Here is a 23,080-nt window from a genome sequence, read left to right as displayed (position 1 = left end):
GCGATCGGCTGATTTGCGTCGTGGCGTCATGAGAAACGTTTTTTCGTTTTGACGTTCCGGGACTTCCCGTTTATCCCACTCTCCCCCAGAAATTCCCGGCGTTTTCCGAACCCGAGCAAACCCAATCCCTGCCGGCAAAATCCAGCCCCTCATGATCAAGCCGATAATCCGACTGTTACTCAAAACCCTTTACCGGGTCCAGGTCAAGGGCATCGAACATTTTCACAGCGCAGGACCGCGGGTGCTCATCGTCTCGAACCACACCTCGTTCCTCGACCCCATTCTGCTCTGGGCCTTTCTGCCGGACGAAATCACCTTCGCGATCAATACCCGCATCGCCGAGTCCTGGTGGGTCAAACCGGCTCTGCGCTGGGTCCGGACGTTCCCGATGGACCCCACCAATCCCATGTCGGTCAAGACTCTGACCCATCACCTGCGCCGCGACCGGAAAGCGGTGGTGTTCCCGGAGGGCCGCATCACCGTTACCGGCTCCCTGATGAAGATCTATGACGGCTCGGGTCTGGTGGCGGACAAGGCCGGCGCGGCGATACTGCCGGTACGTATCGACGGTGCCCAGTACACGCCGTTCTCCCGCCTCAAAGGTGTGGTCCGGCTGCGCTGGCTACCCCCGATCAGCATCAACATCCTGCCGCCGCGGACGATCAGCCCCCCAACGGACGCTCAGGCCGAGGAGCGCCGACGCCATGCCGGCCTGGCCCTCTCGGACATCATGAGCGAGATGATGTTTGCCACCGGCAATCACCGCGGCACCCTGTTCTCGGCCCTCCTCGATGCCCGCAAGGTGCACGGCGGCAAAACCCTCGTGCTCGAAGACGTCGAGCGCAAGCCCGTGAGCTACGACCGCCTGATCGCCCACGCACTGTTCGCCAGTGAAAAACTCGAATGCCTGACCGAAACGGGCGAAACGGTAGGTATCCTGCTGCCCACCGCCATCGCCACAGTGGTTACGCTTCTGGGACTGCAGCATGCCGGCCGCATCCCCGCCATGCTCAACTTCAGCACCGGAGTCTCGGTCCTACGGGGGGCCTGCGAGACGGCCGCCATCCGGACGGTCCTGACCTCGCGGCGTTTCATCGATGCCGCCAAATTGGGGGACACCCTCGCCCAGCTCGAAAGCGGAGTCAGGGTGATCTACCTGGAGGAGGTCTTCGGCGACATTCCGGCACTGGACAAGCTGCGGGCGTTCGTGAAAGGACGCCTGGCCGATTACGGCCGGCGCGACCGGGCATCGGCGGATTCTCCGGCGGTGATCCTCTTCACCTCGGGCTCGGAAGGACCGCCCAAGGGCGTTGCGCTCTCCCACGCCAACCTGCTCTCCAACCGTGAACAGTTCGCCGCCCGCGTGGATTTTGGTCCGCAGGACGTGATCCTCAACGCCCTGCCCCTTTTCCACTCTTTCGGCCTCACCACCGGTACCCTACTGCCCCTGCTGTCGGGCACGCGGGTGTTCCTCTATCCTTCCCCGCTGCACTATCGGATCATTCCCGAGGTGGCTTACGACATCAACGCCACCATCCTGTTCGGGACCAATACCTTCCTATATGGCTATGGCAAGCATGCGCACCCCTATGACTTCTACAGCATCCGCTACGTGTTCGCCGGGGCCGAAAAGGTACAGCCCGAAACCCGCAGACTCTGGGCCGACAAATTCGGCATCCGCATCATGGAAGGCTACGGAGTCACCGAAACCAGCCCGGTTCTGGCGGCCAACACGGCGATGCATTACCGGGAAGGCACGGTCGGCCGCCTCATGCCAGGCATCGAATATGCGCTGGAACCGGTGGAAGGTATCGCCGACGGTGGACGGTTGCATGTGAAAGGCCCCAATGTCATGCTCGGCTATCTCCATGCACATGCGCCGGGCCGGATCGAACCGCCGGCCTCGTGCTTCGGCCCCGGCTGGTACGACACCGGCGACATCGTCAGCGTGGACGAGCATGGTTATGTCACCATCAAGGGGCGGGCCAAACGCTTCGCCAAAATCGGCGGCGAAATGATATCGCTGGCAGTCATCGAGGAACTGGCGTCCAGGGTGTGGCCGGACGCCCGGCATGCCGCCGTCAGCCTCCCCGACCCCCGCAAAGGCGAGCAGATCGTACTGGCCACCGACCAGCCGCTGGCCGACCGAACCCTGCTTTTCGAGCGGGCACGGGCCGAAGGGCTGGGCGAACTGTACCTGCCCAAACGGATCCGGATGCTGCCCGCCCTGCCGCTGCTCGGCTCCGGCAAGATCGACTACCCGGCGCTCACCGCCCTGCTGGCGGCGGAGACCGGGGCATGATCAATGGACTCGCACCGCTGGTCATCGCCCAGTTTCTCTCCGCCTTCGCCGACAACGCGATCCTGTTCACCGTCATCGCCATCGTGCTGCAGAGCGGTACCCATGGAGACTGGTACGTCCCGGCCCTGCAGAGCGTGTTTCTGATCGCCTACGTGACGCTTGCCCCCTGGGTCGGCGTCTGGGCCGACCGGCTGCCCAAACCCCGGGTCCTGATCGTCGCCAATCTGATCAAAACGGCAGGGGGATGCCTGCTGCTGGCCGGGATCGAGCCACTGATCGCCTACTCGCTGGTCGGCGCCGGTGCAGCCCTGTACAGCCCCGCCAAATACGGCATCCTACCCGAAATCGCCGACGCGGATCATCTGGTCAAGGCCAACGGCTGGGTGGAGGGAGCCACCATCGCCGCCATCCTCCTCGGAACCGTCGGTGGCGCCAAGATAGCCGACCAGTCGATCCCGGCAGCCCTGGCAGTCATTTGCGGCTGCTTCCTGCTCTCGGTCCTGGCAGGGCTGCTGCTGCCCAGGCTGCCGGCGCGTCACACGGCCGAAGCGTCCGCCGTCCGCCAACTCATCCTCCAGAGCCGGTCCTTGCTGAAATCCCGGCGCGCACGGATGGTACTGTTGGGACTCGCCATGTTCTGGGCCGCCGCCGCGACGTTGCGGGTAGTCCTGGTCGCCTGGGCGCCCGCAGTACTGCACACCCGGACCGCCACGGACATCGCCGAGCTGACACTGTTCACCGCCATCGGCATCATCATCGGTGCCGCCCTCGCCCCGCGCTGGATTCCATTGGCGGAACTCCACCGCAGCCGCTATGCGGGCTATGCTTTGGCGCTCATGCTCGGCCTGCTCGCAGCCTCATCCGAACCCTGGCCGGCCCGTGGCGCCCTGCTCGGCATCGGCGTCGCCGGCGGCTTCTTCGTAGTGCCGCTCAACGCCGCCATCCAGGACATCGGCCACCGCGGCGTCGGCGCCGGCATCGCCGTGGCCATCCAGAATTTTTTCCTGAATGGCGCCATGCTCGTCGCCGTCGGCCTTTATACCGCGGCGGCCGCACGAGGCGCCGATCCCGTCCTGGTGCTGCTGACCATGGGCGTCATGGTGCTTTGCAGCGTCGTCCGGATAGCGGTCCGACTCCCTTCCCAGGCAGCGGACGACGGAAACCCCGGCGGCAAAGCAGCGACGGGACCGAATCTATACTATGATTAACACTCTGAAGACATCAGACCTTCAATCATCCATGCCCTTCCCGACCCGCCGACTGCCTGTACTGCTCCTGCTGCTTGCGCCGCTTGCGTGGGGTATCGATTCGCCCGAGGGCGGGGATCTCCAGCCGGTACCCGATCCGCCCGACATCCCGAGTCCGGTTCAAAGCGGAGAGGAGCTGGAACCGGACGTGACCATCATGCGCAAGGGCGAAGACCTCTACGAGGAATACCGGATCAATGGCAGACTCTACATGATCAAGGTCAAGCCCAAGATCGGTCCGCCCTATGTCATGATGGACAAGGACGGCGATGGCAACATGGATGTCCGGACGACCGACATGGCCCGCAGCATGGACATCCCGCAATGGGTCCTGTTCAGTTGGTGAACCGCCGCTGACGATCACTGCAACACGCCTTTTTTAGGATTTCCGCGCGTGAGAAAACTCATCGACTCGCGGCTCGAGCAGCTTGCCCGCGCCGGGCAGGTGCATTTGCTGCGAAAAGGATTGAAAGGGCTGGAGAAGGAAAGCCTGCGGATCACTACCGCCGGCGAAATCGCACGCACGCCCCACCCGAAGGCACTGGGCTCGGCTCTGACCCATCCCGCCATCACCACCGACTATTCCGAGGCACTGATCGAACTGATCACCCCGCCTTTCGAGGACAGCGCCGACACTCTGGCGGCAATGGAGGATCTCCATCGCTTCGTTCACGCCAATATCGGCGACGAACTGCTGCTGGCGACCTCGATGCCCTGCCGGATCGAAGGCGACGAGAGCATCCCGATCGCATGCTACGGCAACTCCAACATCGGCCGGATGAAACACGTCTACCGGCGCGGCTTGGGCTACCGCTACGGCCGGGCCATGCAGGCCATCGCCGGCGTCCACTTCAATTACTCGGTGAGTGAAGAACTCTGGCCGGTTCTACAGGCCATGGCCGCCGACCGCCGTTCCCTGGCCGAATTCGTCGCCGACCGCTATTTCGGCATGGTGCGCAACATCCAGCGCTTCGGCTGGCTGATCCTGTACCTGTTCGGTTCATCACCCGCCTTGTCCAAGTCCTTCCTCGCGGGGCGGGAGACGCCGCTCGCGTCGAGTTTCACTGAATTCGATCCCACGACCTGGCACCGTCCCTACGCCACTTCGCTGCGTATGAGCGACATCGGGTACCGCAATGACAACCAGGCAAGCCTCGACATTTCCTTCAACCGGCTCGAAGACTACGTCCGCGATCTCAGCCACGCCATATCGACGCCCTATGCGCCCTACCAAGCCATCGGTGTCGAGGTGGACGGCGAATACCGTCAGCTCAACGCCAACATTCTGCAAATAGAAAATGAGTATTACAGTACAGTACGACCGAAGCAGATCACCCGCTCCGGCGAAATGCCCACCCTGGCACTGAAGAAACGTGGCGTCCGTTATCTCGAACTGCGCTCCGTGGACCTGAACTGCTACCATCCGGCCGGCATCAGTCTCGAGCAGTTGCGGTTCCTGGAGATCTTCATGCTGCTGTCCCTGCTCGCCGCCAGCCCCCCGATGAGCACCGAGGAGAAGAAGACCTCGGCCAACAACATGCTGGCCACCGCTTGTTGCGGGCGCACCCCGGGCATGACGCTGATCCGGGACAATACCGCGGTGGATCTTCGAGCCTGGGCCAAGGAACTGTGCGAATCCATGGCACCGATCGCAGCGGCGCTGGATGGCGATTCGACCGGGGGGGTGTTTTCCGCCGCCCTGGAGCACCAGTACGTGGCGATCGCCAATCCCGAACAGTGTCTGCCTTCGGCCCGCATGCTGCGGGAGATGCGGGGCAATCACGAATCCTTCGCCGAATTCGCGCAGCGCCTGTCGCTGCAACACGCCGAAAGCTTGCGCAGCCCTCCTTCGCTGCCCGCCGAAAAGGCCGAGGCCATGCGACGCATGGCCGAAACGTCGCTGGCGGAACAGGAATCCGTCGAGGCGGGCGACTCGCTGGCCTTCGCCGACTATCTGAAGCACTATTTCGCCCAAACCTGACAAGCTCACAAGCGCCTCCGCGACCCTCATGACGCAGACCGAGATCGACACGCTCCAGGCCAAACTGGCCGGCCGCTCCCCCCGCACCATTCTGGAAACGGCATTGAGCCGCTTCCAGCGGATCGCGGTATCGTTCAGCGGAGCGGAAGACGTCGTTTTGGTGGAAATGGCAGCGCGGTTGCGACCGGGCATCGAGGTCTTCACCCTGGACACGGGACGCCTGCATCCGGAGACCTACCGCTTCATCGAAGAAGTACGCGAGCGCTTTGCCGTCCGCCTCGACGTGCTGTCACCGGACGCCGCGGAACTGGAAGCAATGGTGCGGGAAAAAGGACTGTTCAGCTTCTACCGCGACGGTCATCAGGAATGCTGCGGAATCCGCAAGGTCCGGCCCTTGCGCCGCAAGCTGGCGACGCTCGATGCATGGATCACCGGTCAGCGCCGGGACCAGAACCCGACCCGGCAGGCGGTCCCTGAAGTGGAAGCCGATCCAGCTTTTGCGACTGGACATCACCCCCTCGTGAAATTCAATCCGCTGGCCGCCTGGACTTCCGCCCAGGTATGGGATTACATCACGGCCTGCGAAATACCGTTCAACGCCCTGCATCTCAAAGGGTATGTGAGCATCGGCTGCGAACCCTGCACCCGCCCGGTCCGCCCGGGCCAACACGAACGCGAGGGCCGCTGGTGGTGGGAGGATGCACTCAAGAAGGAATGCGGCCTGCACATTGGCGACGCTTCCAGGGTTTGACCCCCCTACTACCGCACGGGCAGCGTCAGCCCGGCAAACAAAGCCTCCAGTTCCTTGGGTTCGCGCGTGCTCAGCGCCCGGTCCACCACCTCGCGGGTCAGATGCGGCGCGAACAGCTCGATAAAGTCGTAGAGGAAGCCGCGGACGAAAATGTCCCTCCGCAGGCCGATGTTGGTCACGCTGCTTTCGAACAGATGCGAAGCATCGAGCGCCACCAGATCCGCATCGGTCTCGGGGTTGTAGGCCATTCTGGCGATGATGCCGACCCCCAGTCCCAGCCGTACATAGGTCTTGATGACGTCGGCATCGACGGCGGTCAGGGCCAGCCGCGGCTTGATACCCGCCCTGTTGAACGCTTGATCCAGATGCGACCGACCGGTGAAGCCGAAGACATAAGTGACCAAAGGATGCTCGCCGAGGTCCTCCAGGGTCAGGCCCGGCTTTTCGGTCAGGGGGTGTCCCTTTGGAACCAGAGCGATCCGGTTCCATCGGTAGCAGGGCAGCATGACCAAGTTGCCGAACAGTTCGATCGCCTCGGTCGCGATGGCGATATCCACCAGACCGCGTGATGCCTCCTCGGCGATCTGCACAGGCGTGCCCTGATGCATGTTGAGCTTGATACCCGGATAACGCTGCATGAATTCACGCACCACCGGCGGCAAGGCATAGCGAGCCTGGGTATGGGTGGTGGCAATGGATAGCGAACCGACCCGGTTGTCACGGAATTCCTGGGCGACGCTGCGGATGTCCTGAACCTTGCTGAGAATCTGTCCAGCGAGTTCCACGACGTATTTGCCGGCTGGCGTGATCTCGGTCAAATGTTTGCCGCTGCGGGCGAAGATGGAGATTCCCAGCTCCTCCTCCAGCAGCTTGATCTGCTTGCTGATACCCGGCTGGGACGTAAACAAGGCGTCCGCCGTCGAGGAAACGTTGAGATCGTGCTGAGAGACCTCCCAGATGTAACGCAGTTGCTGTAGCTTCACCGCCGAACCCCGGAAATCAGGTCCGCCCGCGCCTCACGCCGGTTGAGCGAAGACGCGCGCGGGTGAGGCGAAGCTTGTACGGAAAGGTCAGCGCTCAAGATACTGCAGTTTGTCCGGCTTGCCATTCCACTCGTCGGCATCCGGCAGTGCCTCCTTCACCTCGGAAATGCTGGGCCAGATCTTGGAAAGCTCGGCGTTCAACTGGATGAACTGCTCCTGTCCTTCCGGCAGTTCGTCTTCCGAATAGATCGCATGGGCGGGACATTCGGGCTCGCACAGCGTGCAATCGATACATTCGTCGGGATCGATGACGAGAAAATTGGGGCCCTCGTGAAAACAATCCACCGGGCAGACATCAACGCAATCGGTGTATTTGCATTTGATGCAGTTTTCGGTCACAACAAAGGTCATGTGAGCAATCCTAAAGGTGAGGGTCGTTCGCTTGAGTGAAGCGTTGTCATTCCGGGAGCGGCCACATCCGGTCCCGCATCGTGGGCACGCATTTTACATGCCCGCCCCCTTTTTCCCAAAACCCGGGCTCACTCCTCCCCCGGCATTGCACCGAGCCACGCCACCCACTGGCCGAACAGATCGGGATCCAGAGCGGCCACGGCGGACCGCACCCCCATGTCCGCCGCGACGGACACCTCCCGGGCGAGACGTGTCGCCCGGCCGCCGGCCTCGGCCAGAATCAGCATGCCAGCCGCATAGTCCCACAGTTTCTGGCCACCGTGCAGGTAAAGATGGTAACGGCCCGCCGCCAGCCAACACCATTCGAGGGCCGTGGAACCGAAGTTGCGTTGCGAGCTGAATGGCGGCTCGTCCACCAGCCGGCGTCTCAAGGCACGATCAAGGCGCTTGAAATCGACCACGGCGATGCAGCGCCGCAGGGACAGGCCGACACGCCGCGGCAACAGGCGCTCGCCGTTCACCCAGGCCCCCTCGCCAGCGCTGGCGACGAAGCATTCGCCGCGCACCGGATCGTACACCAGACCGAGCACCGAACCCCCTTCCCGGATCAAGGCCAGTGATATGGAGAAGAACGGAATTCCAGCGGCGAAATTGCTGGTCCCGTCCAGGGGATCCAGACACCACAGGCCGGCGCCGGCACGCGCCACGAGGCTCTCTTGCTCATCCCGGCTCATTTCTTCCCCGAGCACCTCGACGTCGGGTGTCAGTTTGCGAAGCTCTCCGGCCAACCGCTCCTGTACCGCCAGATCGGCCTCCGTCACGATGCTGCCGTCGGGCTTGACCGACCGCTGGGCGCGGGCGAAACGGGGGAGCAGTTCCTCGCGGGCGACATCTCTCAGCAAGGTCTCCAGGGTTGCGATTTCGGGAAACATTTTCCGCTCAGTCCTCTCTAACGTTCAGGCAAGTTTATGCGAAAAATCGGGGGATAAAACGGCCGGTGGTGGATAACCACCCCTCATCGTGGGTGCTGCCAACCACTCGCGCCGGTGTAAACCGCCAAGCGCCCGTCATCAGTCCACCTTCCGCCGACTCAGAACATGGCGTGGTCTTTGCTTCACATGAAACCACAAACTCCGTACCTCAGACGAGACCGCCATGAACACATCGACGATCGCCGATAGCATGCCGCTGGGCGGTATCGCCGGCTTGCAAGCCCACTGGAGAAACGATCTGGTCTCCGGCTTTCTGGTCTTCCTGATCGCTCTGCCGCTGTGCCTCGGCATCGCCATGGCTTCCGGCTTTCCCCCGATGGCCGGGATCATTACCGCGGTGGTGGGCGGTCTGCTGGTATCCCGTATCAACGGTTCCCATGTGACCATCAACGGCCCCGCAGCCGGGCTCATCGTGGTGATCCTCGCCGCGACGCAGACGCTGGGCCAAGGGGATGCGATGCAGGGCTATCGCTGTACCCTGGCTGCCATCGTGGTGGCTTCGGTGCTACAGATCGTGCTGGGCCTGTTCAAAGCGGGACGCCTCAACGCCTATTTCCCCGCCTCGGTGGTCCACGGCATGCTCGCCGCCATCGGCATCATCATCATGGCCAAGCAGATCCACGTCATGGTTGGCGTCAAACCGGAAGCCGCCAGCGACGATCTCCTGGCGACGATCGCCGAGATCCCCCACAGCCTGCTCAATCCCAACCCGGAAATCACGCTGATCGGCTCTGTGGGTCTTTTGATCCTCATCGCCTGGTCGCTGATACGGAGCCGCCATCTGAAGATGGTGCCGGCGCCGCTGCTGGTCGTGATCGCCGGGATGGCCCTCGGCAAGTATTTCGACCTGGATCATGAACATATTTATATGTTCCATCCCGACAACCCCATTTTGCCGCACCATGAATATACCGTCGGCCCCAAGTTCCTGGTGACCATTCCGGAAGATTTCACTGCAGGCTTCTATTTCCCGGACTTTTCCAAAGTCTGGACGGCGGAGTTCTGGGGAGCCGTGATCAGCATCTGTCTGGTGGGCAGCCTGGAAACACTGCTCAGCGCGGTGGCGGTAGACAAGCTCGATCCCTATAAACGCTATTCCGACCTGAATCGTGATCTCACGGCCGTCGGGGTCGGGAATCTGCTTTGCGGCATGATCGGGGGACTGCCAATGATCGCGGAAATCGTCCGCAGTTCGGCCAACATCACCAATGAAGCCAAGACCGGCTGGGCCAATTTCTTCCACGGCGCTTTCCTGCTGCTGTTCGTCGCGCTGTTTCCGCACGTGATCCACGAGATTCCTCTGGCTTCGCTGGCGGCGCTGCTGGTTTACACCGGCTTCCGGCTGGCATCACCCCGGGAATTCGCCAAAACCATGGACATCGGCTGGGAGCAGCTGACACTGTTCGTGGTGACCATCTTCGGGGTGCTTGCCACGGATCTCCTGGTCGGCGTCGGCATCGGCATCTTCACCAAACTGGTCATCCACATGCTGCGGGGCGTTCACCCCAAGCATCTCCTCAAGATTTCCTACCGCGTCGAAGAGCATCCGGCCGGCACCTTCGTGATCCATATCGACGGCTCTGCGATCTTCTCCAATTTCATCGCGCTCAAGAGCGAAGTCGCGGATCTGCCCGTGGGGAAAACGGTCATCTTCGACCTGTCGAAGGCCGATTTCATCGACCACACCGTCATGGAGTTCATCGACCATTTCCGGCACGACTATGTGCAGCGACACGGCCGCTGCGAGATAAGGGGCCTCGAGTCCCACGTGCCGTATTCGAATCATCCGCTGGCCGCGAGAAAACGCAAACCGCAGGCCAAGGCCGCCGACAAAGTCAAACTCGGCGGGCAAACCGGCTGAACACGCGGGCTCCCGGAACCGACGCCGGCGGCCGTTGCAGGCGCTGGAGCGATAAAGGGTCTGGGCTATAATCCTCCCCAGCCCTCATTCCCCATGTCCGTCGTGAAACCTCTGGTTTACCGTGCAGCCCAGCTTCGCGGCTGGGCTCTCCTCGGCCTGCTCGTGCTGATCCTCGCCGTGCTGGTCGGCATGATCTGGCGCAACCTCGACCGGTTCGAGACCATCCGCGCCCATGTCAGTTACGCTCACCGCATCATGCAGACCGGCCTGGACCTCCAAAAGGCCCTGACCGATTCCCTGCAGGACAACGAAAGGGCAATCCAGCCTGGACGCTTCGACACCCTTGCCCGCGACCTCAATCAGCTCCGCCAGTCCGATCAGCATTTCGATCCCGACACACCGCGCAAGCTCCAAACCGTCGAAACCTATCTCGCCGATCCCCTGCTCGCCCAGTTGGGCCCGCGGCCCCGCCGAACCCGCTTGTTGCTCGCGCTCCAGGCGATCAGTGAGATGCTGGATGCGGAAACCGCCCGCCGGGAAGAATTGCTGGAAGACATCAGCGCGAATACCCGCAGCGAAGTCACCTTGGCCAGCCTGACGCTGGCCGCCATCCTGCTGGTGACCGTATTGTTCCTGACCCGCCGCATCCTCACCCCCTTGCGGAACTTGCGGGAACTGCTGTCTCGAATCGCATTGGAAGACTTCTCGCCGATCGCCACTCGCAATCTGGACCCGGTGCTTTTGCCGGTTTTCACCAGTTACAACGAAATGGTGAGCCAGCTCGCCGAACTTCAGGACACCAAGCGGCGCTATGCCGAATCCCTCGAAGCGGACGTACGCGCCGCCACCCAGGCCCTCCTTGAACAGCAGTACAGTCTCGCAAGGGCGGAACGCTTCGCCGCGCTGGGTGAACTCGCCGCCGGCATCGCACATGAACTGCGCAACCCTCTGGCAGGCATCCAGATGAGTTGCAGCAACCTCAAGAATGAAATGGGCAACCCGGAACATGTCGAGAGGCTGGAACTCATCATCGACGAACTCAAACGGATGGGCCGGCTGCTCAACGACCTGCTCGCTCAGGGCAAGCATACGCCGGCTCCAGCGCGGGATTTCAACTTGGCCCCAATGCTTCACGATCTGGTGGCTTTGACGCGCTACCAGGTTCCTTCCCATATCGCACTGAATTACGAAGTTCCGGACGGGCTGACCTGCCATCTGCCGGACAGCAGCTTGCGGCAGGCTCTGCTGAATCTGATCCTGAACGCTGCCTCGGCCATCGGGCCGGCACCCGGCGAGATCGGCATCAAAGTGCACACCGAAGGCGAACAACTGATCATCCAGGTCTGCGACAACGGTCCTGGCTTTTCGGAAGAAATCTTGAAACATGGCGTCCGCCCGTTCGGAACCGGCCGCCCCGGCGGCACCGGTCTGGGCCTTGCCATGGTGCAGCGCTTCATCCGCGAGGTGAACGGCCGGATGGATCTGGCCAACCGGCCCGAGGGAGGTGCCCGCTGCACACTCATCATCCCCCGCCACATCGTTTCCGCCGGAGAAAAACCCGCCCATGGCCTATAGCTTGTTGATCATCGAAGACGAGAAACTGCTCGGCTCGGAACTGGTCCGGCACTACGAAAGGGCCGGCTGGGACGTCGATTGGGCCAAGACGCTGGCCGAAGCGCGCAACCTGTTCACCAAGAAAGCGGTCGACCCGCTGCTGGTACTGTCCGACCGTAGCCTGCCGGACGGCAACGCACTGGACCTCATGGAGGAAATGCGCGGCCAGGGCAACACGTCGGAATGGCTGCTGCTGACCGGCTACGGCAGCGTGCCGGATTCGGTGCGCGCCCTCCGTCTGGGAGCCTACGACTTCCTGGAAAAGCCCTGCGAACTCGAACGTCTCGACCTGGTGGTCGCCAGCGCGACGCGCTCCGCCCAGGCGCAGCGCCGTCTGCTCGAACAGGCGCAGGAACGGCACCGCCGCTATTCGCCGGAAGCCTACGTGGGCCGCAGCGAAGCCGCGCAGCGGGTACGCGACATGCTGGAGCGTCTCACCCGGGTGCCGTTCAGCGCCCTGATCATCGGAGGCGAAAGCGGCACCGGCAAGGGACTGGTCGCCCGCATCCTGCATTATTCGGGCAAACGCGCCCAGCAACCGCTGATCGAACTCAACTGTGCCGCCCTCCCCCACGACCTGCTCGAATCCGAGCTTTTCGGTCACGAGGCCGGTGCTTTCACCGGCGCCATCGGCCGTCACCGCGGCCTCATCGAGCAGGCCGACGGCGGCACCCTGTTCTTGGACGAGATCGGGGAAATGCACCTCGACCTGCAGGCCAAGCTGCTCAAAGCCATCGAAGACCGCAAGATCCGCCGGCTGGGCTCGGAAAAGGAAATCAGCGTCGACGTCCAGATCCTGGCTGCCAGCAACCGCGATCTGGAAGAGATGGTGCGCAACGGGAGCTTCCGCAGCGATCTTTTTCACCGGCTGAGCGTCTTCCGGCTGCAACTGCCGCCCCTGCGTCAGGTCAAGCAGGATCTGGAAGAACTGGTGCCGCTGCTGATCGCTGAATTCAACGCCAAGGCTGGAAAGCAGGTGAAAGTCGTTTCCGACGAAGCATGGAACCTGCTCCGGAACTACGACTGGCCCGGCAACGTCCGCGAACTGCGCAACGTCATCGAGCGCTGCGTGCTGTTCGCCGACGGCCCCGTGTTCCCGGCGCAATGGCTGCAACTGCCGGGACACGGCAACGCGCCGCACCCTTCGCCGGTGGCGCCGGGAACCGAATGCATCGTGCTGCCCCTGGACGGCAGCATGGCACTGGACGACATGGACTGCTACATCATCCGCACCACGCTCGAACGCTATGGCGGCAACGTTACCGCCGCGGCGCGGGCGCTGGGTGCCACCCGCGAAACCCTGCGCTACCGCATCCGCAAGTACGGCCTCAAGGAAACCGCCTGAACCGCCCGCGGCCTTGTCGGACTCCCGACAACCGGCTGCACGGTTAAGGTGCACGAAACACGGAGAACCCCTCACAAAAGCTCGTCATCTTCGGATTCTCAAGGCTCGGTCCCGACGGCACGGGATATGCTTGATGTCGGACAAGGACCGCCGCGCCAGGGAACGGCCTCGCCTTCACCGACGACCGGAGGACATGCCGATGACCACGCCCACCGCAAGCCGCCTGCACAAGGCCATGACCTTCCTGATACTGTGGGGCAGCGGCTGGAAACGCCGCAAGCTGAGGTCCGCGACTTCGTACCGGATCGAATGGCAGGATCCTGCCTCCGGTACCTGGTACGGCGACCGGACGGCTTTGCGCCTGCTCAAGGTCCAGGCACTGGCACTCTATGATCGGCCGGAATCAGTCCGAGGGGAGTACGGCCGGCGTTTCTGACCGCTCGGAACGCAGGGAGCCGTAGACGACCAGATCACGCCCCAGCGTCTGGCAGCCGGAAGCGGCGATCCGGGAGGCACCGCGTCCAATGCCACCGCTCCCGCTGCCGCTGCCGCCTTGGAACTCGGGTACCACGGTGATGACGCAGTAATCCGCCAGCGCCTGGTCGAGGAAACGGCCAGACAAGCCGGCATCACCCTCGACCAGCAGCGTACGCACCCCGAGGCCGAGTATGGTCGCCAGCACCGCGGCAAGGTCGATGTCACCCCGGGCGTCCGCGGGTATCGCGACGACATCACCGACGGCAGACGGCGTGCCGGCCATGGCGAAATTTACGGGGGCTTTCCGACCGCCGCGCACGGTGAGCCGCAGTGCCGGACCGGACGCCGTCAGCGTTCCCTCGTGAACGGCCCGCAGAGCGCCGGCCAGCTCGCACGCCTCGGCCCCTGCCGTCGGCGCATCCCCGCCATCCAGACTCTGGACCCGGCTCAGCGTCACGAACGGCCGCCCTGGCGAAACCGGACCTTCGCTCTGGTGTTCGCACAGGGCATCGAGGAACGGAAAACGCGGCCGCTTCCGCTCGAACGACAGCATGTGCGACATTTTCTCGACTTTGGCCCGGAGATAGCGGACGTTCTCCGGATGGCTGGGCGCTTCGATCGGCACCCGGGCAGCGATGGGGATACCGTAGCGACGCAGTTCGTCGATCTTCTTGGGATTGTTGGTCATCAGCCGCACGCTCTTCACACCGAGGTCTTCCAGCATACGGGCCGCGACATGGTAGTCGCGCTCATCGGCCTGATGGCCCAGGCGCAGATTGGCCTCCACTGTATCCAGACCTTCGTCCTGCAGATTGTAGGCCCGTAGTTTCTGCACCAGGCCGATGCCCCTGCCTTCCTGGCGCAGATACAGCAGCACCCCACATTCCGCCTCGCCGATCGCACGGAGCGCCAGTTCGAGCTGCTCACCGCAGTCACAGCGGCGCGAACCGAACACATCGCCGGTCAGACATTCGGAGTGGACTCGGGCCAGCACGCCTTCTCGCCCCCGAACCTCGCCCTTCACTAGGGCCAGATGCTGCTTGCCATCCTGCGCCCCGCCGTAGCAATGGATGACGAAGTCACCGAATCGGTTGGGAAGGCGGGTGCTGACGAGTTCGTGAACGACGGGGAAAGTCCGGGTTTTCATGCAGGCGGTGGGTTACGGGTGCGGCCGAGCGGCACCGGAACCAGGATCCGGCAAGCGCGCTCAGGGTAGAAATCTACGCTTATACACAAGTTCGGCAATGCATGCCAAGGGCAGGACGGCGGGTCAGCCCGCCGAGAGGATCTCGTTCAACGTACCGAGCGAATCCGTCGGCGCCGCGCAGACTCGCCCGCGGCAGACATAGGCCACGGGCCCGCCCGGACCCGGCATCCGCGCCGCCAGTGCCGATGGCAACCCGACCGCATCGGAGGGGATGGCATAGACCAGCGCTTCGGGAGCCGCTTCCCGCGCCTTGGCGCACCATTGCTTCAGCGCTTCACGTCCGCCCCTCAGGATGACCAGCGGCGGCGGAGTGAGCCATTCCCGGACGGCGTTCATCAAGGCACAGTGGGCATGCGGATAACGGGCCATCGCGCCATGCGCCGCCCGCAGTCCCCGTTCGGCCGCATCGGCATACCTCGACTCGCCGGTCAGCCCGGCGAGCCGGATCAGCGCACGGATCGCGACGCCGTTGCCAGAAGGCATGGACTCATCCATCCAGGGTTTGGGCCGCTGGATGAGCGTTTCATGGTCGGCGGCAGTAAAGAAGAAGCCGCCGTGTTCGGCATCCTCGAAACGCTCCAACAAGCGGTCGGCCAGGCTGACCGCCCACTCCAGGTCGTCCGTAGACCAGCGCGTCTGCAAAATCTCCAGCACTGCATCCAGCAAGAAGGCGTGGTCGTCGAGATAGGCGTCAAACCGCGCCCGCCCGTCCCTGTAAACCGACATGAGCCTGCCACCGGCGTCCATGGTCCGGCGCACGAAGCCGAGAGCCCGGTCCGCAGACTCCATGAAATCCGCCCGTCCCAGCAGGCGCCCGGCCACGGTCATGCCCCGGACCATGAGGCCGTTCCACGCGGCGATGACCTTGTCGTCCCTGCCCGGCCGGACCCGTTGCTCCCTCACCCGGCGAAGGCGAGTCCTGGCCGATTCGAGCAGCCGCATCACCTCATCGCCGCCCTTCCCGGTTGCTGCCGCGACGGCTTCCAGGGACCGGGCGACGCGGAGATGCCAATGGCCCTCGAAATTCGGCGGCCCATCCAGCCCGTAACGAAGGGAAAACACGAGGTACTCATCCGCAGACAGCAGCCCCTGGACTTCCTGGCGATCCCAAAGGTAGAACCGGCCCTCCCCGCCCTCCGAATCCGCATCGAGCGCCGCGTAGTACCCCCCCTCCGGGGACTGCATCTCCCGGATCACCCATTCGGCGGTTCCGGTCGCAACGACGGCATAGGCCGGATCGCCGGTCTGCGCCGCCATTCGGGCGTACAGTTCGAGCAGGGGACCGTTGTCGTAGAGCATCTTCTCGAAATGGGGAATCTCCCAGCGTTCGTCGACCGAATAGCGGGCGAAGCCGCCGCCGAGGTGATCGTAGATGCCGCCCCGCGCCATTCCGTCGAGCGTCGTGCGAAGCATCTCGACACCCTCGCCATCCGAACGCAAAAGCAATTCGAGGTCTGCCGTGCGGGGGAACTTGGGCGCCCCGCCGAATCCGCCGTGGCTGGCATCGAAACTCGTCCGCAGTGCCTGCGTTGCACGCGCCAGCAGCCCCGCATCCGGCATCAGAGTACCATCGCCTTCACGACCCATGGCCTCCAGTGCCTCGCGCAACACCTGGCCGTTCCGGGCAAGATCGCCCCGGTGCTCGGCATAGAAGGCGGCCAGATGGTGCAGCACGGACACGAAGGCCGGCATGCCGTAGCGCGGTTCCTTGGGGAAATAGGTGCCGGTGAAGAACGGCACCAGATCGTGCGGATTCAGGCATACCGTCAGCGGCCAGCCCCCGCCCCGCCGTGAGAGCAGCTGGTGGACGGTCTGGTAGATACGGTCGAGATCGGGCCGCTCCTCCCGGTCCACCTTGATGTTGACGAACAGCCGGTTCATGACTTCCGCCGTCGCCTCGTCCTCGAACGATTCATGCGCCATGACGTGACACCAGTGGCAAGCGGAGTAACCGATGGACAGGAGGATCGGCCGGTCGGAACGGCGGGCTTCTTCCAGAGCCTCCGGTCCCCACGGATACCAATCCACCGGATTGTGAGCATGCTGCAGCAGGTAGGGACTGGTCTCTCCTGCCAGGCGGTTGGAACGCTGTGGGTCGGGCATGCTGAGGTGGCCTCTTCGGCGGGGGAAGTCCCAGTGTATCAGTTCCTCCGTATTCCTGAGTATCCTACTGGGATTCAAAGCTCTGTTTCCGGCCCTCGGCCCTGCAGCCGGGTGATACGAGCCCCGGCATCCGAAGATGCGCTTGCGGCAGGCCTCGTCCGGTTCGTCGCTTTTCGAAGCCGGACCGTCGATCCGGGTCACGCCGGCGGACTCCAGGTTGCCCTGGGGATTTCCCCTGCAATCCCCGCGGCGTGTCGTAAGCCGAGGGAGGCGAGTTCAACCAGCCCGGAACGCCCGTTCCCGCACCTGCTCCCAGCCCGGCAGAGATTCGCGCCTGAGCACGAAGTCACCGGCCGGCGCCACGGCGCCGCCATCCGGCGGATCCGTCCACGATCCCACCGGCGCGATGGGGCGGGATCGCCATTTCAGCAGCGAAAAACACGGAGTGGTAGAAGCTCGCGTAACCGCCATCGAAGGTCGGCACGACGGCTTCATCCGGCAATCCCGCCTTCTTGCCCGCTTTCGCGTCCGGCAACTCCCGGATGCCGCCTCCATGGGTGCCGTCGTCCTTCAGCCAATGGAAACAGGCATCGAAATGGACCGGCGTGACGACGGTGGAACTATTCGAGAACCGAGGCGCCACGAACGGCGCGCTGCATCAACGGCCTCCCGAAAGAGCGCAATTCGCGAGGATCACTGAACCAGCGCCAGCAGCACGCCCGCCGCCACGGCGGAGCCGATCACGCCGGCCACGTTCGGGCCCATGGCGTGCATCAGGAGGAAGTTGTGGGGATTGCTCTCCTGGCCCACCTTATTGGCCACCCGCGCCGACATCGGCACGGCGGAAACGCCTGCGGCGCCGATCAGGGGATTGATCTTGTGGAGAGTAAAGCGGTTCATCAGCTTCGCCATCAACACCCCGGAAGCCGTGCCGAAGCCGAAGGCAATCGCGCCGAGCACGAGAATCCCCAAGGTCTCCGGGCGGAGGAAGGCATTGGCACTCAGCTTGGAACCAACCGACAGCCCCAGGAAGATCGTAACGATGTTGATTAGTTCGTTCTGGGACGTTTTGCTCAGGCGTTCGACCACACCGCATTCGCGCATCAGGTTGCCCAGGCAGAACATGCCGATCAGAGGCGCGGCGGAGGGCAGCAGCAAAGCGGTCAGGATCAACAATACCACCGGGAAAATGATCTTCTCGGTTTTGCCCACCACGCGCAGCTGCGACATTTCGATCAGGCGCTCCTCCGGCGTGGTCAGGGCGCGCATGATGGGTGGCTGGATCAACGGCACGAGGGCCATGTAGGAATAGGCCGCGACGGCGATGGCGCCGAGCAGGTCCGGCGCGAGCCTGGAGGCGACGTAAATGGCAGTCGGGCCGTCGGCCCCGCCGATGATGGCTATGGCGGCCGCATCCCTGAAGCCGAACTGGAGGCCGGGCACCAGGTTCAGCGCCAGCGCACCGAACAATGTGCCGAAGATGCCGAACTGAGCGGCCGCTCCCAGCAGCAGGGTCTTGGGGTTGGCCAGCATGGGACCGAAGTCGGTCATGGCCCCCACTCCCATGAAGATCAGCAGCGGGAATATGCCGGACTTGATGCCGAAATACAGATACGAGAGCAGCCCGCCTTCTTCGGCGATGCCGGCCACCGGAATATTGCTGAGCACCGCACCGAAGCCGATGGGGAGCAGCAGCAAAGGCTCGAAGCCTTTGCGGATGGCGAGATAGATGAGCAGGAACCCCACCGTCATCATGATGACCTGCCCCCACTGGAAATTGGACAGGCCGGTGCTGCTCCACAATTCGACGAATCCGCTCATGGATCGGCCCGCCTCAGCCCAGCGTGACCAGCACGTCGCCGGTATTGACGGTATCGCCCGGCTTGACGGCGATGCCGACCACGATGCCGCCGCTGCGCGCCCTCACTTCGGTCTCCATTTTCATGGCCTCCATGACGACGACCACCTGGCCTTCGGCCACTTTTTGCCCTTCGGTGACGTTGATACGCAGCACGTGCCCCGCCACCGGCGCGCTGACCGACTCGCTGACGGCCCGCGCGGCGAGGATCTGCGCAGCTGCGGACGGCGACGCCGTACCAGAGGCCGAATGGATCGCCCCGATGGCGCCGCCCGGCGCCACCTCGACCTGATAACTGCGGCCGTTGACCGTGACGGTGTAGAGACGGGCGCCATCCGGCGCCACGGCCTCGCTGGTGACCTCGGCTGCCGGGACGGCGGGCTCGGCACCTGGCGGCGGCTCGAAAGCCGCCGGGTTGTCCCGGTTCTGGAGGAACCGCCAGCCGACCTGGGGGAACAGCGCATAGGTCAGCACATCCTCGACCTGCGGGGAGGACAGCTTTACCCCATGCTCCTTGGCCAGGCGCTTCAATTCGTCCGTCAGCTTCTTCATCTCGGGTGCCAGGAGATCGGCGGGACGGCAGGTGATCGGCTCGTCGCCTTTCAACACGCGGGACTGCAGCTCGGCATTGACCGGCGCCGGGGTGGCGCCGTACTCGCCCCGCAGGACACCCGCGGTCTCCTTGGTGATGGTCTTGTAACGTTCGCCGGCGAGCACGTTGAAGACCGCCTGGGTACCGACGATCTGCGAGGTCGGCGTGACCAGCGGGATGAAGCCCAGATCTTCGCGGACCCTGGGTATCTCCTGCATTACCTCGTCGAAACGGTCCAGCGCCCCCTGTTCCTTGAGCTGGCTCTCCATGTTGGTGAGCATGCCGCCCGGTACCTGGGCCACCAGAATGCGGCTGTCGACGCCTTTCAGGCTGCCCTCGAACCTGGCGTACTTTTTCCGTACCTCGCGGAAATAGGCCGCGATTTCCTCCAGCAGATGGATGTCCAGCCCAGTATCGCGTTCGTGTCCCTGGAAGATCGCCACGACCGCCTCGGTGGGACTGTGGCCGTAGGTCATACTCATGGACGATATCGCCGTGTCGACGTTGTCGATACCGGCCTCGACCGCTTTCACGATGGCGGCCGTGCTCAGACCCGTGGTCGCATGGCATTGCATGTGGATCGGCACGCCAACCTCCTGCTTGAGGCGGCCGACCAGTTCCTCGGCGACATACGGTTTGAGCAGGCCTGCCATGTCCTTGATGCAGATCGAATGAGCGCCCATGTCCTCCAGACGCTTGGACAGATCGACCCACATATCGATCGTATGCACGGGGCTCACCGTATACGAAATGGCGCCCTGGGCATGTTTGCCCATGGCGATGGCCGCGCGGATGGCCTTTTCGAAGTTACGGAGGTCGTTGAGGGCGTCGAAGATGCGGAACACATCGACGCCATTTTCGGCCGAGCGTTCCACGAATTTCTCCACCACATCGTCCGCGTAGTGGCGATAGCCCAGCAGATTCTGCCCCCGCAGCAGCATCTGCAGCCGGGTGTTTGGCAAGGCCTTCTTCAGTGCTCTCAGGCGCACCCACGGATCTTCGCCCAGATAGCGGATGCATGCATCGAAGGTCGCGCCGCCCCATGCCTCCAGGGACCAGAATCCGACCTTGTCCAGCTTGGGACAAATCGGCAGCATGTCCTCGAGACGAAGCCGGGTGGCCAACAGGGACTGATGCGCATCGCGCAGGACCACGTCGGTGATGCCCAAAGGGGTTGCCATGCAAAAACTCCTCAGATTGTGCCTTACTTGTTCTGGTAACGGTGGACCGCCGCCGTGATCGCGGCGACGATCTCCGCTTCATCCTCCCCGCCGGTACTCCTGGCGACCACGGCACTCACGGGCTTGAGTGCGACCGGCTCCTCCGGCGAATACCGGCCGATCAGGCGCGAAGTCACGTGGATGACCCCTACCAGCAGCGCCAGAAACAGGAATACGATGGTCATACCTATGAGCATGAGCCTGCCACCGGCCAGCAAGAGCTCTGGGATCGACGATTCCATGCGGGAAGTTTCAGGTTAGCGACAAAACGCCGGAATGATAAAGCGCTCCGGCGGGAAAGTCGATCTGCGCCGCCCGGGGTGGGCTTGCGGCGGCAGACGTCTTCGAGCGCTATCGGTTGAGCTGGAGCATGTTCTGCTCATCCCTGGAACGGCGATCCTCTTCGTGACGCTGCTGCGGCTCCTTCGGCTTGAGCGTCAGCTTGGCGATACCGGTCCAGCCGGCCATGAACAGCAGCATCGCGATCGCCGACACCACCATGGCCGCCGTCAGCCGATCCGGATTTTTCGCCCAGAACAGCACCCACTTGGGTTTGATCAAACCGACGATCACGCCGATCAGGAAAAGAGCCGCGGCGAACACCACCACAATTCTCAGAATCATCACCTTGGTCGCCAGGTCCATACGTTCGTCCTCGAAACGGGGAAAAGCGCGATTAAACCGGATTCGACGAATCCACGCCACTCGCCCACGGTGACGAGCCGGTCGGGCGCTCGGCCGTGAAACACGACACGCCCGCCTGCTTCGCCGCGCCGCACCGGCCATGGTCTTTTCGACACCCGCAGGCGACGACGAGCGGGGATTGACACCCGAGTATGGAACTAGGAAATTAGCCGTAAACGCGTCAACTGGTAGAATTGCCCGGTTGACTTCCCTTCTCGCAGGTAACGCATGATGAATCGCAAACAGACTGTCGGCGTGCGCGTCGGTTCGGTACAGATCGGGGGCGGCGCGCCCATCGTGGTCCAGTCCATGACCAACACCGACACCGCCGACGTGGCGGGAACCGTCCGCCAGGTCATCGACCTGGCCCGGGCCGGTTCGGAACTGGTGCGCATCACCGTCAACAATGAAGAAGCCGCGGAAGCCGTCCCGCGCATCCGGGAAGAACTCGACCGTCAGGGTTGCAACGTGCCGCTGGTGGGCGACTTCCACTTCAACGGCCACAAGCTGCTCGACAAATACCCCGCCTGCGCCGAGGCACTGGGCAAATTCCGCATCAATCCGGGCAACGTCGGCCGCGGCTCCAAGCGCGATCCGCAGTTCGCCCAGATGATCGAGTTCGCCTGCCGCTACGACAAGCCGGTCCGCATCGGCGTCAACTGGGGCAGCCTGGACCAGTCGGTACTGGCCCGTCTGCTCGATGAAAATGCCCGGCTCGCCGAGCCGCGCCCCCTGCCGGAAGTCATGCGCGAGGCCGTCATCACCTCGGCGCTGGAAAGCGCGGAGAAGGCCCAGGGACTGGGGCTGCCCAAGGATCGCATCGTGCTGTCGTGCAAGATGAGCGGGGTGCAGGAGCTGATTTCGGTCTACGAAGCCCTGTCCAGCCGCTGCGACTATGCCTTGCACCTGGGGTTGACCGAAGCCGGCATGGGTTCCAAGGGCATCGTCGCCTCCACCGCCGCGTTGTCCGTGCTGCTGCAGCAGGGTATCGGCGACACCATCCGCATTTCGCTGACCCCGGAGCCCGGCGCCGACCGCAGTCTAGAGGTCATCGTCGCCCAGGAAATCCTGCAGACCATGGGATTGCGCTCGTTCACCCCCATGGTCATCTCCTGCCCCGGCTGCGGCCGAACCACCAGCGACTATTTCCAGAAGCTGGCCCAGCAGATCCAGACGCACCTGCGCCACAAGATGCCGGAATGGCGCAGGCGCTACCGGGGTGTGGAAGACATGCATGTGGCCGTGATGGGCTGCGTGGTGAACGGCCCGGGCGAAAGCAAGAACGCCAACATCGGCATCAGCCTGCCGGGTACGGGCGAACAGCCGGTCGCCCCGGTGTTTGAGGACGGCGTGAAGACGGTGACACTGAAGGGCGACCGCATCGCCGAGGAATTCCAGGAACTGGTCGAGCGCTATATCGAGACCCATTACGGCAGCCGGGCAGAGGCCTGA

20 protein-coding genes are annotated in these 23,080 nt (G+C 63.5%); 10 read left to right on the top strand and 10 right to left on the bottom strand.

Going from position 1 to position 23,080, the window contains the following annotated elements; all coding sequences use genetic code 11:
* Positions 1-151: 151 nt before the first annotated feature.
* Genes ACSHWJ_RS09485 through ACSHWJ_RS09465 form a run of 5 tightly spaced genes read left to right on the top strand, consistent with a single transcriptional unit; the run spans position 152 to position 6,281 of the window.
* Positions 152-2,302 carry an AMP-binding protein gene (locus tag ACSHWJ_RS09485; RefSeq protein WP_218798202.1) on the top strand — a complete coding sequence of 717 codons (2,151 nt, stop codon included), beginning with the start codon at positions 152-154 and terminating at the stop codon, positions 2,300-2,302.
* Positions 2,299-3,510, top strand: a complete 1,212-nt coding sequence (lplT, locus tag ACSHWJ_RS09480) for a lysophospholipid transporter LplT (protein WP_017366143.1) — start codon at positions 2,299-2,301, stop codon at positions 3,508-3,510. Before ACSHWJ_RS09485 ends, lplT begins: the two co-directional genes overlap by 4 nt.
* A gap of 31 nt (positions 3,511-3,541) precedes the next feature.
* Positions 3,542-3,895: a DUF2782 domain-containing protein gene (locus ACSHWJ_RS09475; RefSeq protein WP_010961690.1), complete on the top strand. Its 354-nt coding sequence runs from the start codon at positions 3,542-3,544 to the stop codon at positions 3,893-3,895.
* A 48-nt stretch (positions 3,896-3,943) separates the two neighbouring features.
* Complete coding sequence (gene gshA / locus ACSHWJ_RS09470) at positions 3,944-5,530, top strand: glutamate--cysteine ligase (RefSeq protein ID WP_017366145.1); 1,587 nt, start codon at positions 3,944-3,946, stop codon at positions 5,528-5,530.
* Between the two features lie 28 nt (positions 5,531-5,558).
* Positions 5,559-6,281, top strand: coding sequence for a phosphoadenylyl-sulfate reductase (locus ACSHWJ_RS09465; protein WP_218798203.1), 723 nt, complete (start codon positions 5,559-5,561; stop codon positions 6,279-6,281).
* Positions 6,282-6,289: 8 nt separating this feature from the next.
* On the opposite strand, the gene cysB is transcribed toward ACSHWJ_RS09465, so the two are convergent.
* The 3 genes from cysB to ACSHWJ_RS09450 form a co-directional block, all read right to left on the bottom strand.
* Complete coding sequence (gene cysB / locus ACSHWJ_RS09460) at positions 6,290-7,264, bottom strand: HTH-type transcriptional regulator CysB (protein ID WP_010961693.1); 975 nt, start codon at positions 7,262-7,264, stop codon at positions 6,290-6,292.
* 87 nt (positions 7,265-7,351) lie between these two features.
* Complete coding sequence (gene fdxA, locus ACSHWJ_RS09455; RefSeq protein WP_010961694.1) at positions 7,352-7,675, bottom strand: ferredoxin FdxA; 324 nt, start codon at positions 7,673-7,675, stop codon at positions 7,352-7,354.
* Positions 7,676-7,803: 128 nt separating this feature from the next.
* Positions 7,804-8,607: an inositol monophosphatase family protein gene (locus ACSHWJ_RS09450; RefSeq protein WP_218798204.1), complete on the bottom strand. Its 804-nt coding sequence runs from the start codon at positions 8,605-8,607 to the stop codon at positions 7,804-7,806.
* Between the two features lie 223 nt (positions 8,608-8,830).
* On the opposite strand from ACSHWJ_RS09450, the gene ACSHWJ_RS09445 reads away from it, so the two are divergent.
* The 4 genes from ACSHWJ_RS09445 to ACSHWJ_RS09430 all read left to right on the top strand — a co-directional run bounded on the left by ACSHWJ_RS09445 (position 8,831) and on the right by ACSHWJ_RS09430 (position 13,923).
* Positions 8,831-10,528: a SulP family inorganic anion transporter gene (locus ACSHWJ_RS09445; RefSeq protein WP_432539676.1), complete on the top strand. Its 1,698-nt coding sequence runs from the start codon at positions 8,831-8,833 to the stop codon at positions 10,526-10,528.
* A 93-nt stretch (positions 10,529-10,621) separates the two neighbouring features.
* A complete protein-coding gene (locus tag ACSHWJ_RS09440) occupies positions 10,622-12,103 on the top strand; it encodes a sensor histidine kinase (RefSeq protein WP_017366150.1) in 1,482 nt (493 codons plus the stop codon).
* On the top strand, positions 12,093-13,487 hold the full coding sequence (locus tag ACSHWJ_RS09435; protein ID WP_218798206.1) for a sigma-54-dependent transcriptional regulator: 1,395 nt from the start codon (positions 12,093-12,095) through the stop codon (positions 13,485-13,487). The genes ACSHWJ_RS09440 and ACSHWJ_RS09435 overlap by 11 nt, the downstream gene beginning before the upstream one ends.
* 199 nt (positions 13,488-13,686) lie before the next feature.
* Complete coding sequence (locus tag ACSHWJ_RS09430) at positions 13,687-13,923, top strand: hypothetical protein (protein ID WP_017366152.1); 237 nt, start codon at positions 13,687-13,689, stop codon at positions 13,921-13,923.
* On the opposite strand, the gene ribA is transcribed toward ACSHWJ_RS09430, so the two are convergent.
* From ribA to ACSHWJ_RS09395, 7 genes are all read right to left on the bottom strand, one after another.
* Entirely contained in the window at positions 13,891-15,111 is a 1,221-nt protein-coding gene (gene ribA, locus ACSHWJ_RS09425; protein ID WP_218798207.1) for a GTP cyclohydrolase II, read from the bottom strand. The two genes, ACSHWJ_RS09430 and ribA, sit on opposite strands and share 33 nt — an antisense overlap.
* A 123-nt stretch (positions 15,112-15,234) precedes the next feature.
* Positions 15,235-17,274, bottom strand: coding sequence for a thioredoxin domain-containing protein (locus tag ACSHWJ_RS09420; protein ID WP_218798208.1), 2,040 nt, complete (start codon positions 17,272-17,274; stop codon positions 15,235-15,237).
* Positions 17,275-17,620: 346 nt separating this feature from the next.
* Positions 17,621-17,917, bottom strand: coding sequence for a hypothetical protein (locus tag ACSHWJ_RS09415; protein ID WP_218798209.1), 297 nt, complete (start codon positions 17,915-17,917; stop codon positions 17,621-17,623).
* Positions 17,918-17,967: 50 nt separating this feature from the next.
* The gene (locus tag ACSHWJ_RS09410) at positions 17,968-19,095 is read right to left on the bottom strand and encodes a sodium ion-translocating decarboxylase subunit beta (RefSeq protein ID WP_017366157.1); all 1,128 of its coding nucleotides are present in this window, start codon (positions 19,093-19,095) and stop codon (positions 17,968-17,970) included.
* 13 nt (positions 19,096-19,108) lie between these two features.
* Positions 19,109-20,905 carry a sodium-extruding oxaloacetate decarboxylase subunit alpha gene (gene oadA, locus ACSHWJ_RS09405; RefSeq protein WP_010961703.1) on the bottom strand — a complete coding sequence of 599 codons (1,797 nt, stop codon included), beginning with the start codon at positions 20,903-20,905 and terminating at the stop codon, positions 19,109-19,111.
* Between the two features lie 23 nt (positions 20,906-20,928).
* On the bottom strand, positions 20,929-21,186 hold the full coding sequence (locus ACSHWJ_RS09400) for an OadG family protein (protein WP_218798210.1): 258 nt from the start codon (positions 21,184-21,186) through the stop codon (positions 20,929-20,931).
* A 109-nt stretch (positions 21,187-21,295) separates the two neighbouring features.
* Positions 21,296-21,589, bottom strand: coding sequence for a hypothetical protein (locus ACSHWJ_RS09395; RefSeq protein ID WP_010961705.1), 294 nt, complete (start codon positions 21,587-21,589; stop codon positions 21,296-21,298).
* Between the two features lie 267 nt (positions 21,590-21,856).
* Here ACSHWJ_RS09395 and ispG point away from each other — a divergent pair, with 267 nt between their 5' ends.
* Positions 21,857-23,080, top strand: coding sequence for a flavodoxin-dependent (E)-4-hydroxy-3-methylbut-2-enyl-diphosphate synthase (ispG, locus tag ACSHWJ_RS09390; protein WP_218798211.1), 1,224 nt, complete (start codon positions 21,857-21,859; stop codon positions 23,078-23,080).

Source organism: Methylococcus sp. S1M, assembly GCF_051295855.1.
In the GTDB taxonomy this organism is placed as follows: domain Bacteria; phylum Pseudomonadota; class Gammaproteobacteria; order Methylococcales; family Methylococcaceae; genus Methylococcus; species Methylococcus capsulatus.
This window is presented reverse-complemented; position numbering and strand designations above follow the sequence as displayed.

Excerpts from the sequence above, each read along its gene's own strand:
- ACSHWJ_RS09485 (WP_218798202.1), top strand. The coding sequence starts at position 152 with ATGATCAAGCCGATAATCCGACTGTTACTCAAAACCCTTTACCGGGTC.
- lplT (WP_017366143.1), top strand. The coding sequence starts at position 2,299 with ATGATCAATGGACTCGCACCGCTGGTCATCGCCCAGTTTCTCTCCGCC.
- ACSHWJ_RS09475 (WP_010961690.1), top strand. The coding sequence starts at position 3,542 with ATGCCCTTCCCGACCCGCCGACTGCCTGTACTGCTCCTGCTGCTTGCG.
- ACSHWJ_RS09465 (WP_218798203.1), top strand. The coding sequence starts at position 5,559 with ATGACGCAGACCGAGATCGACACGCTCCAGGCCAAACTGGCCGGCCGC.
- fdxA (WP_010961694.1), bottom strand. The coding sequence starts at position 7,675 with ATGACCTTTGTTGTGACCGAAAACTGCATCAAATGCAAATACACCGAT.
- ACSHWJ_RS09450 (WP_218798204.1), bottom strand. The coding sequence starts at position 8,607 with ATGTTTCCCGAAATCGCAACCCTGGAGACCTTGCTGAGAGATGTCGCC.
- ACSHWJ_RS09445 (WP_432539676.1), top strand. The coding sequence starts at position 8,831 with ATGAACACATCGACGATCGCCGATAGCATGCCGCTGGGCGGTATCGCC.
- ACSHWJ_RS09440 (WP_017366150.1), top strand. The coding sequence starts at position 10,622 with ATGTCCGTCGTGAAACCTCTGGTTTACCGTGCAGCCCAGCTTCGCGGC.
- ACSHWJ_RS09435 (WP_218798206.1), top strand. The coding sequence starts at position 12,093 with ATGGCCTATAGCTTGTTGATCATCGAAGACGAGAAACTGCTCGGCTCG.
- ACSHWJ_RS09430 (WP_017366152.1), top strand. The coding sequence starts at position 13,687 with ATGACCACGCCCACCGCAAGCCGCCTGCACAAGGCCATGACCTTCCTG.
- ribA (WP_218798207.1), bottom strand. The coding sequence starts at position 15,111 with ATGAAAACCCGGACTTTCCCCGTCGTTCACGAACTCGTCAGCACCCGC.
- ACSHWJ_RS09420 (WP_218798208.1), bottom strand. The coding sequence starts at position 17,274 with ATGCCCGACCCACAGCGTTCCAACCGCCTGGCAGGAGAGACCAGTCCC.
- ACSHWJ_RS09410 (WP_017366157.1), bottom strand. The coding sequence starts at position 19,095 with ATGAGCGGATTCGTCGAATTGTGGAGCAGCACCGGCCTGTCCAATTTC.
- oadA (WP_010961703.1), bottom strand. The coding sequence starts at position 20,905 with ATGGCAACCCCTTTGGGCATCACCGACGTGGTCCTGCGCGATGCGCAT.
- ACSHWJ_RS09400 (WP_218798210.1), bottom strand. The coding sequence starts at position 21,186 with ATGGAATCGTCGATCCCAGAGCTCTTGCTGGCCGGTGGCAGGCTCATG.
- ACSHWJ_RS09395 (WP_010961705.1), bottom strand. The coding sequence starts at position 21,589 with ATGGACCTGGCGACCAAGGTGATGATTCTGAGAATTGTGGTGGTGTTC.
- ispG (WP_218798211.1), top strand. The coding sequence starts at position 21,857 with ATGATGAATCGCAAACAGACTGTCGGCGTGCGCGTCGGTTCGGTACAG.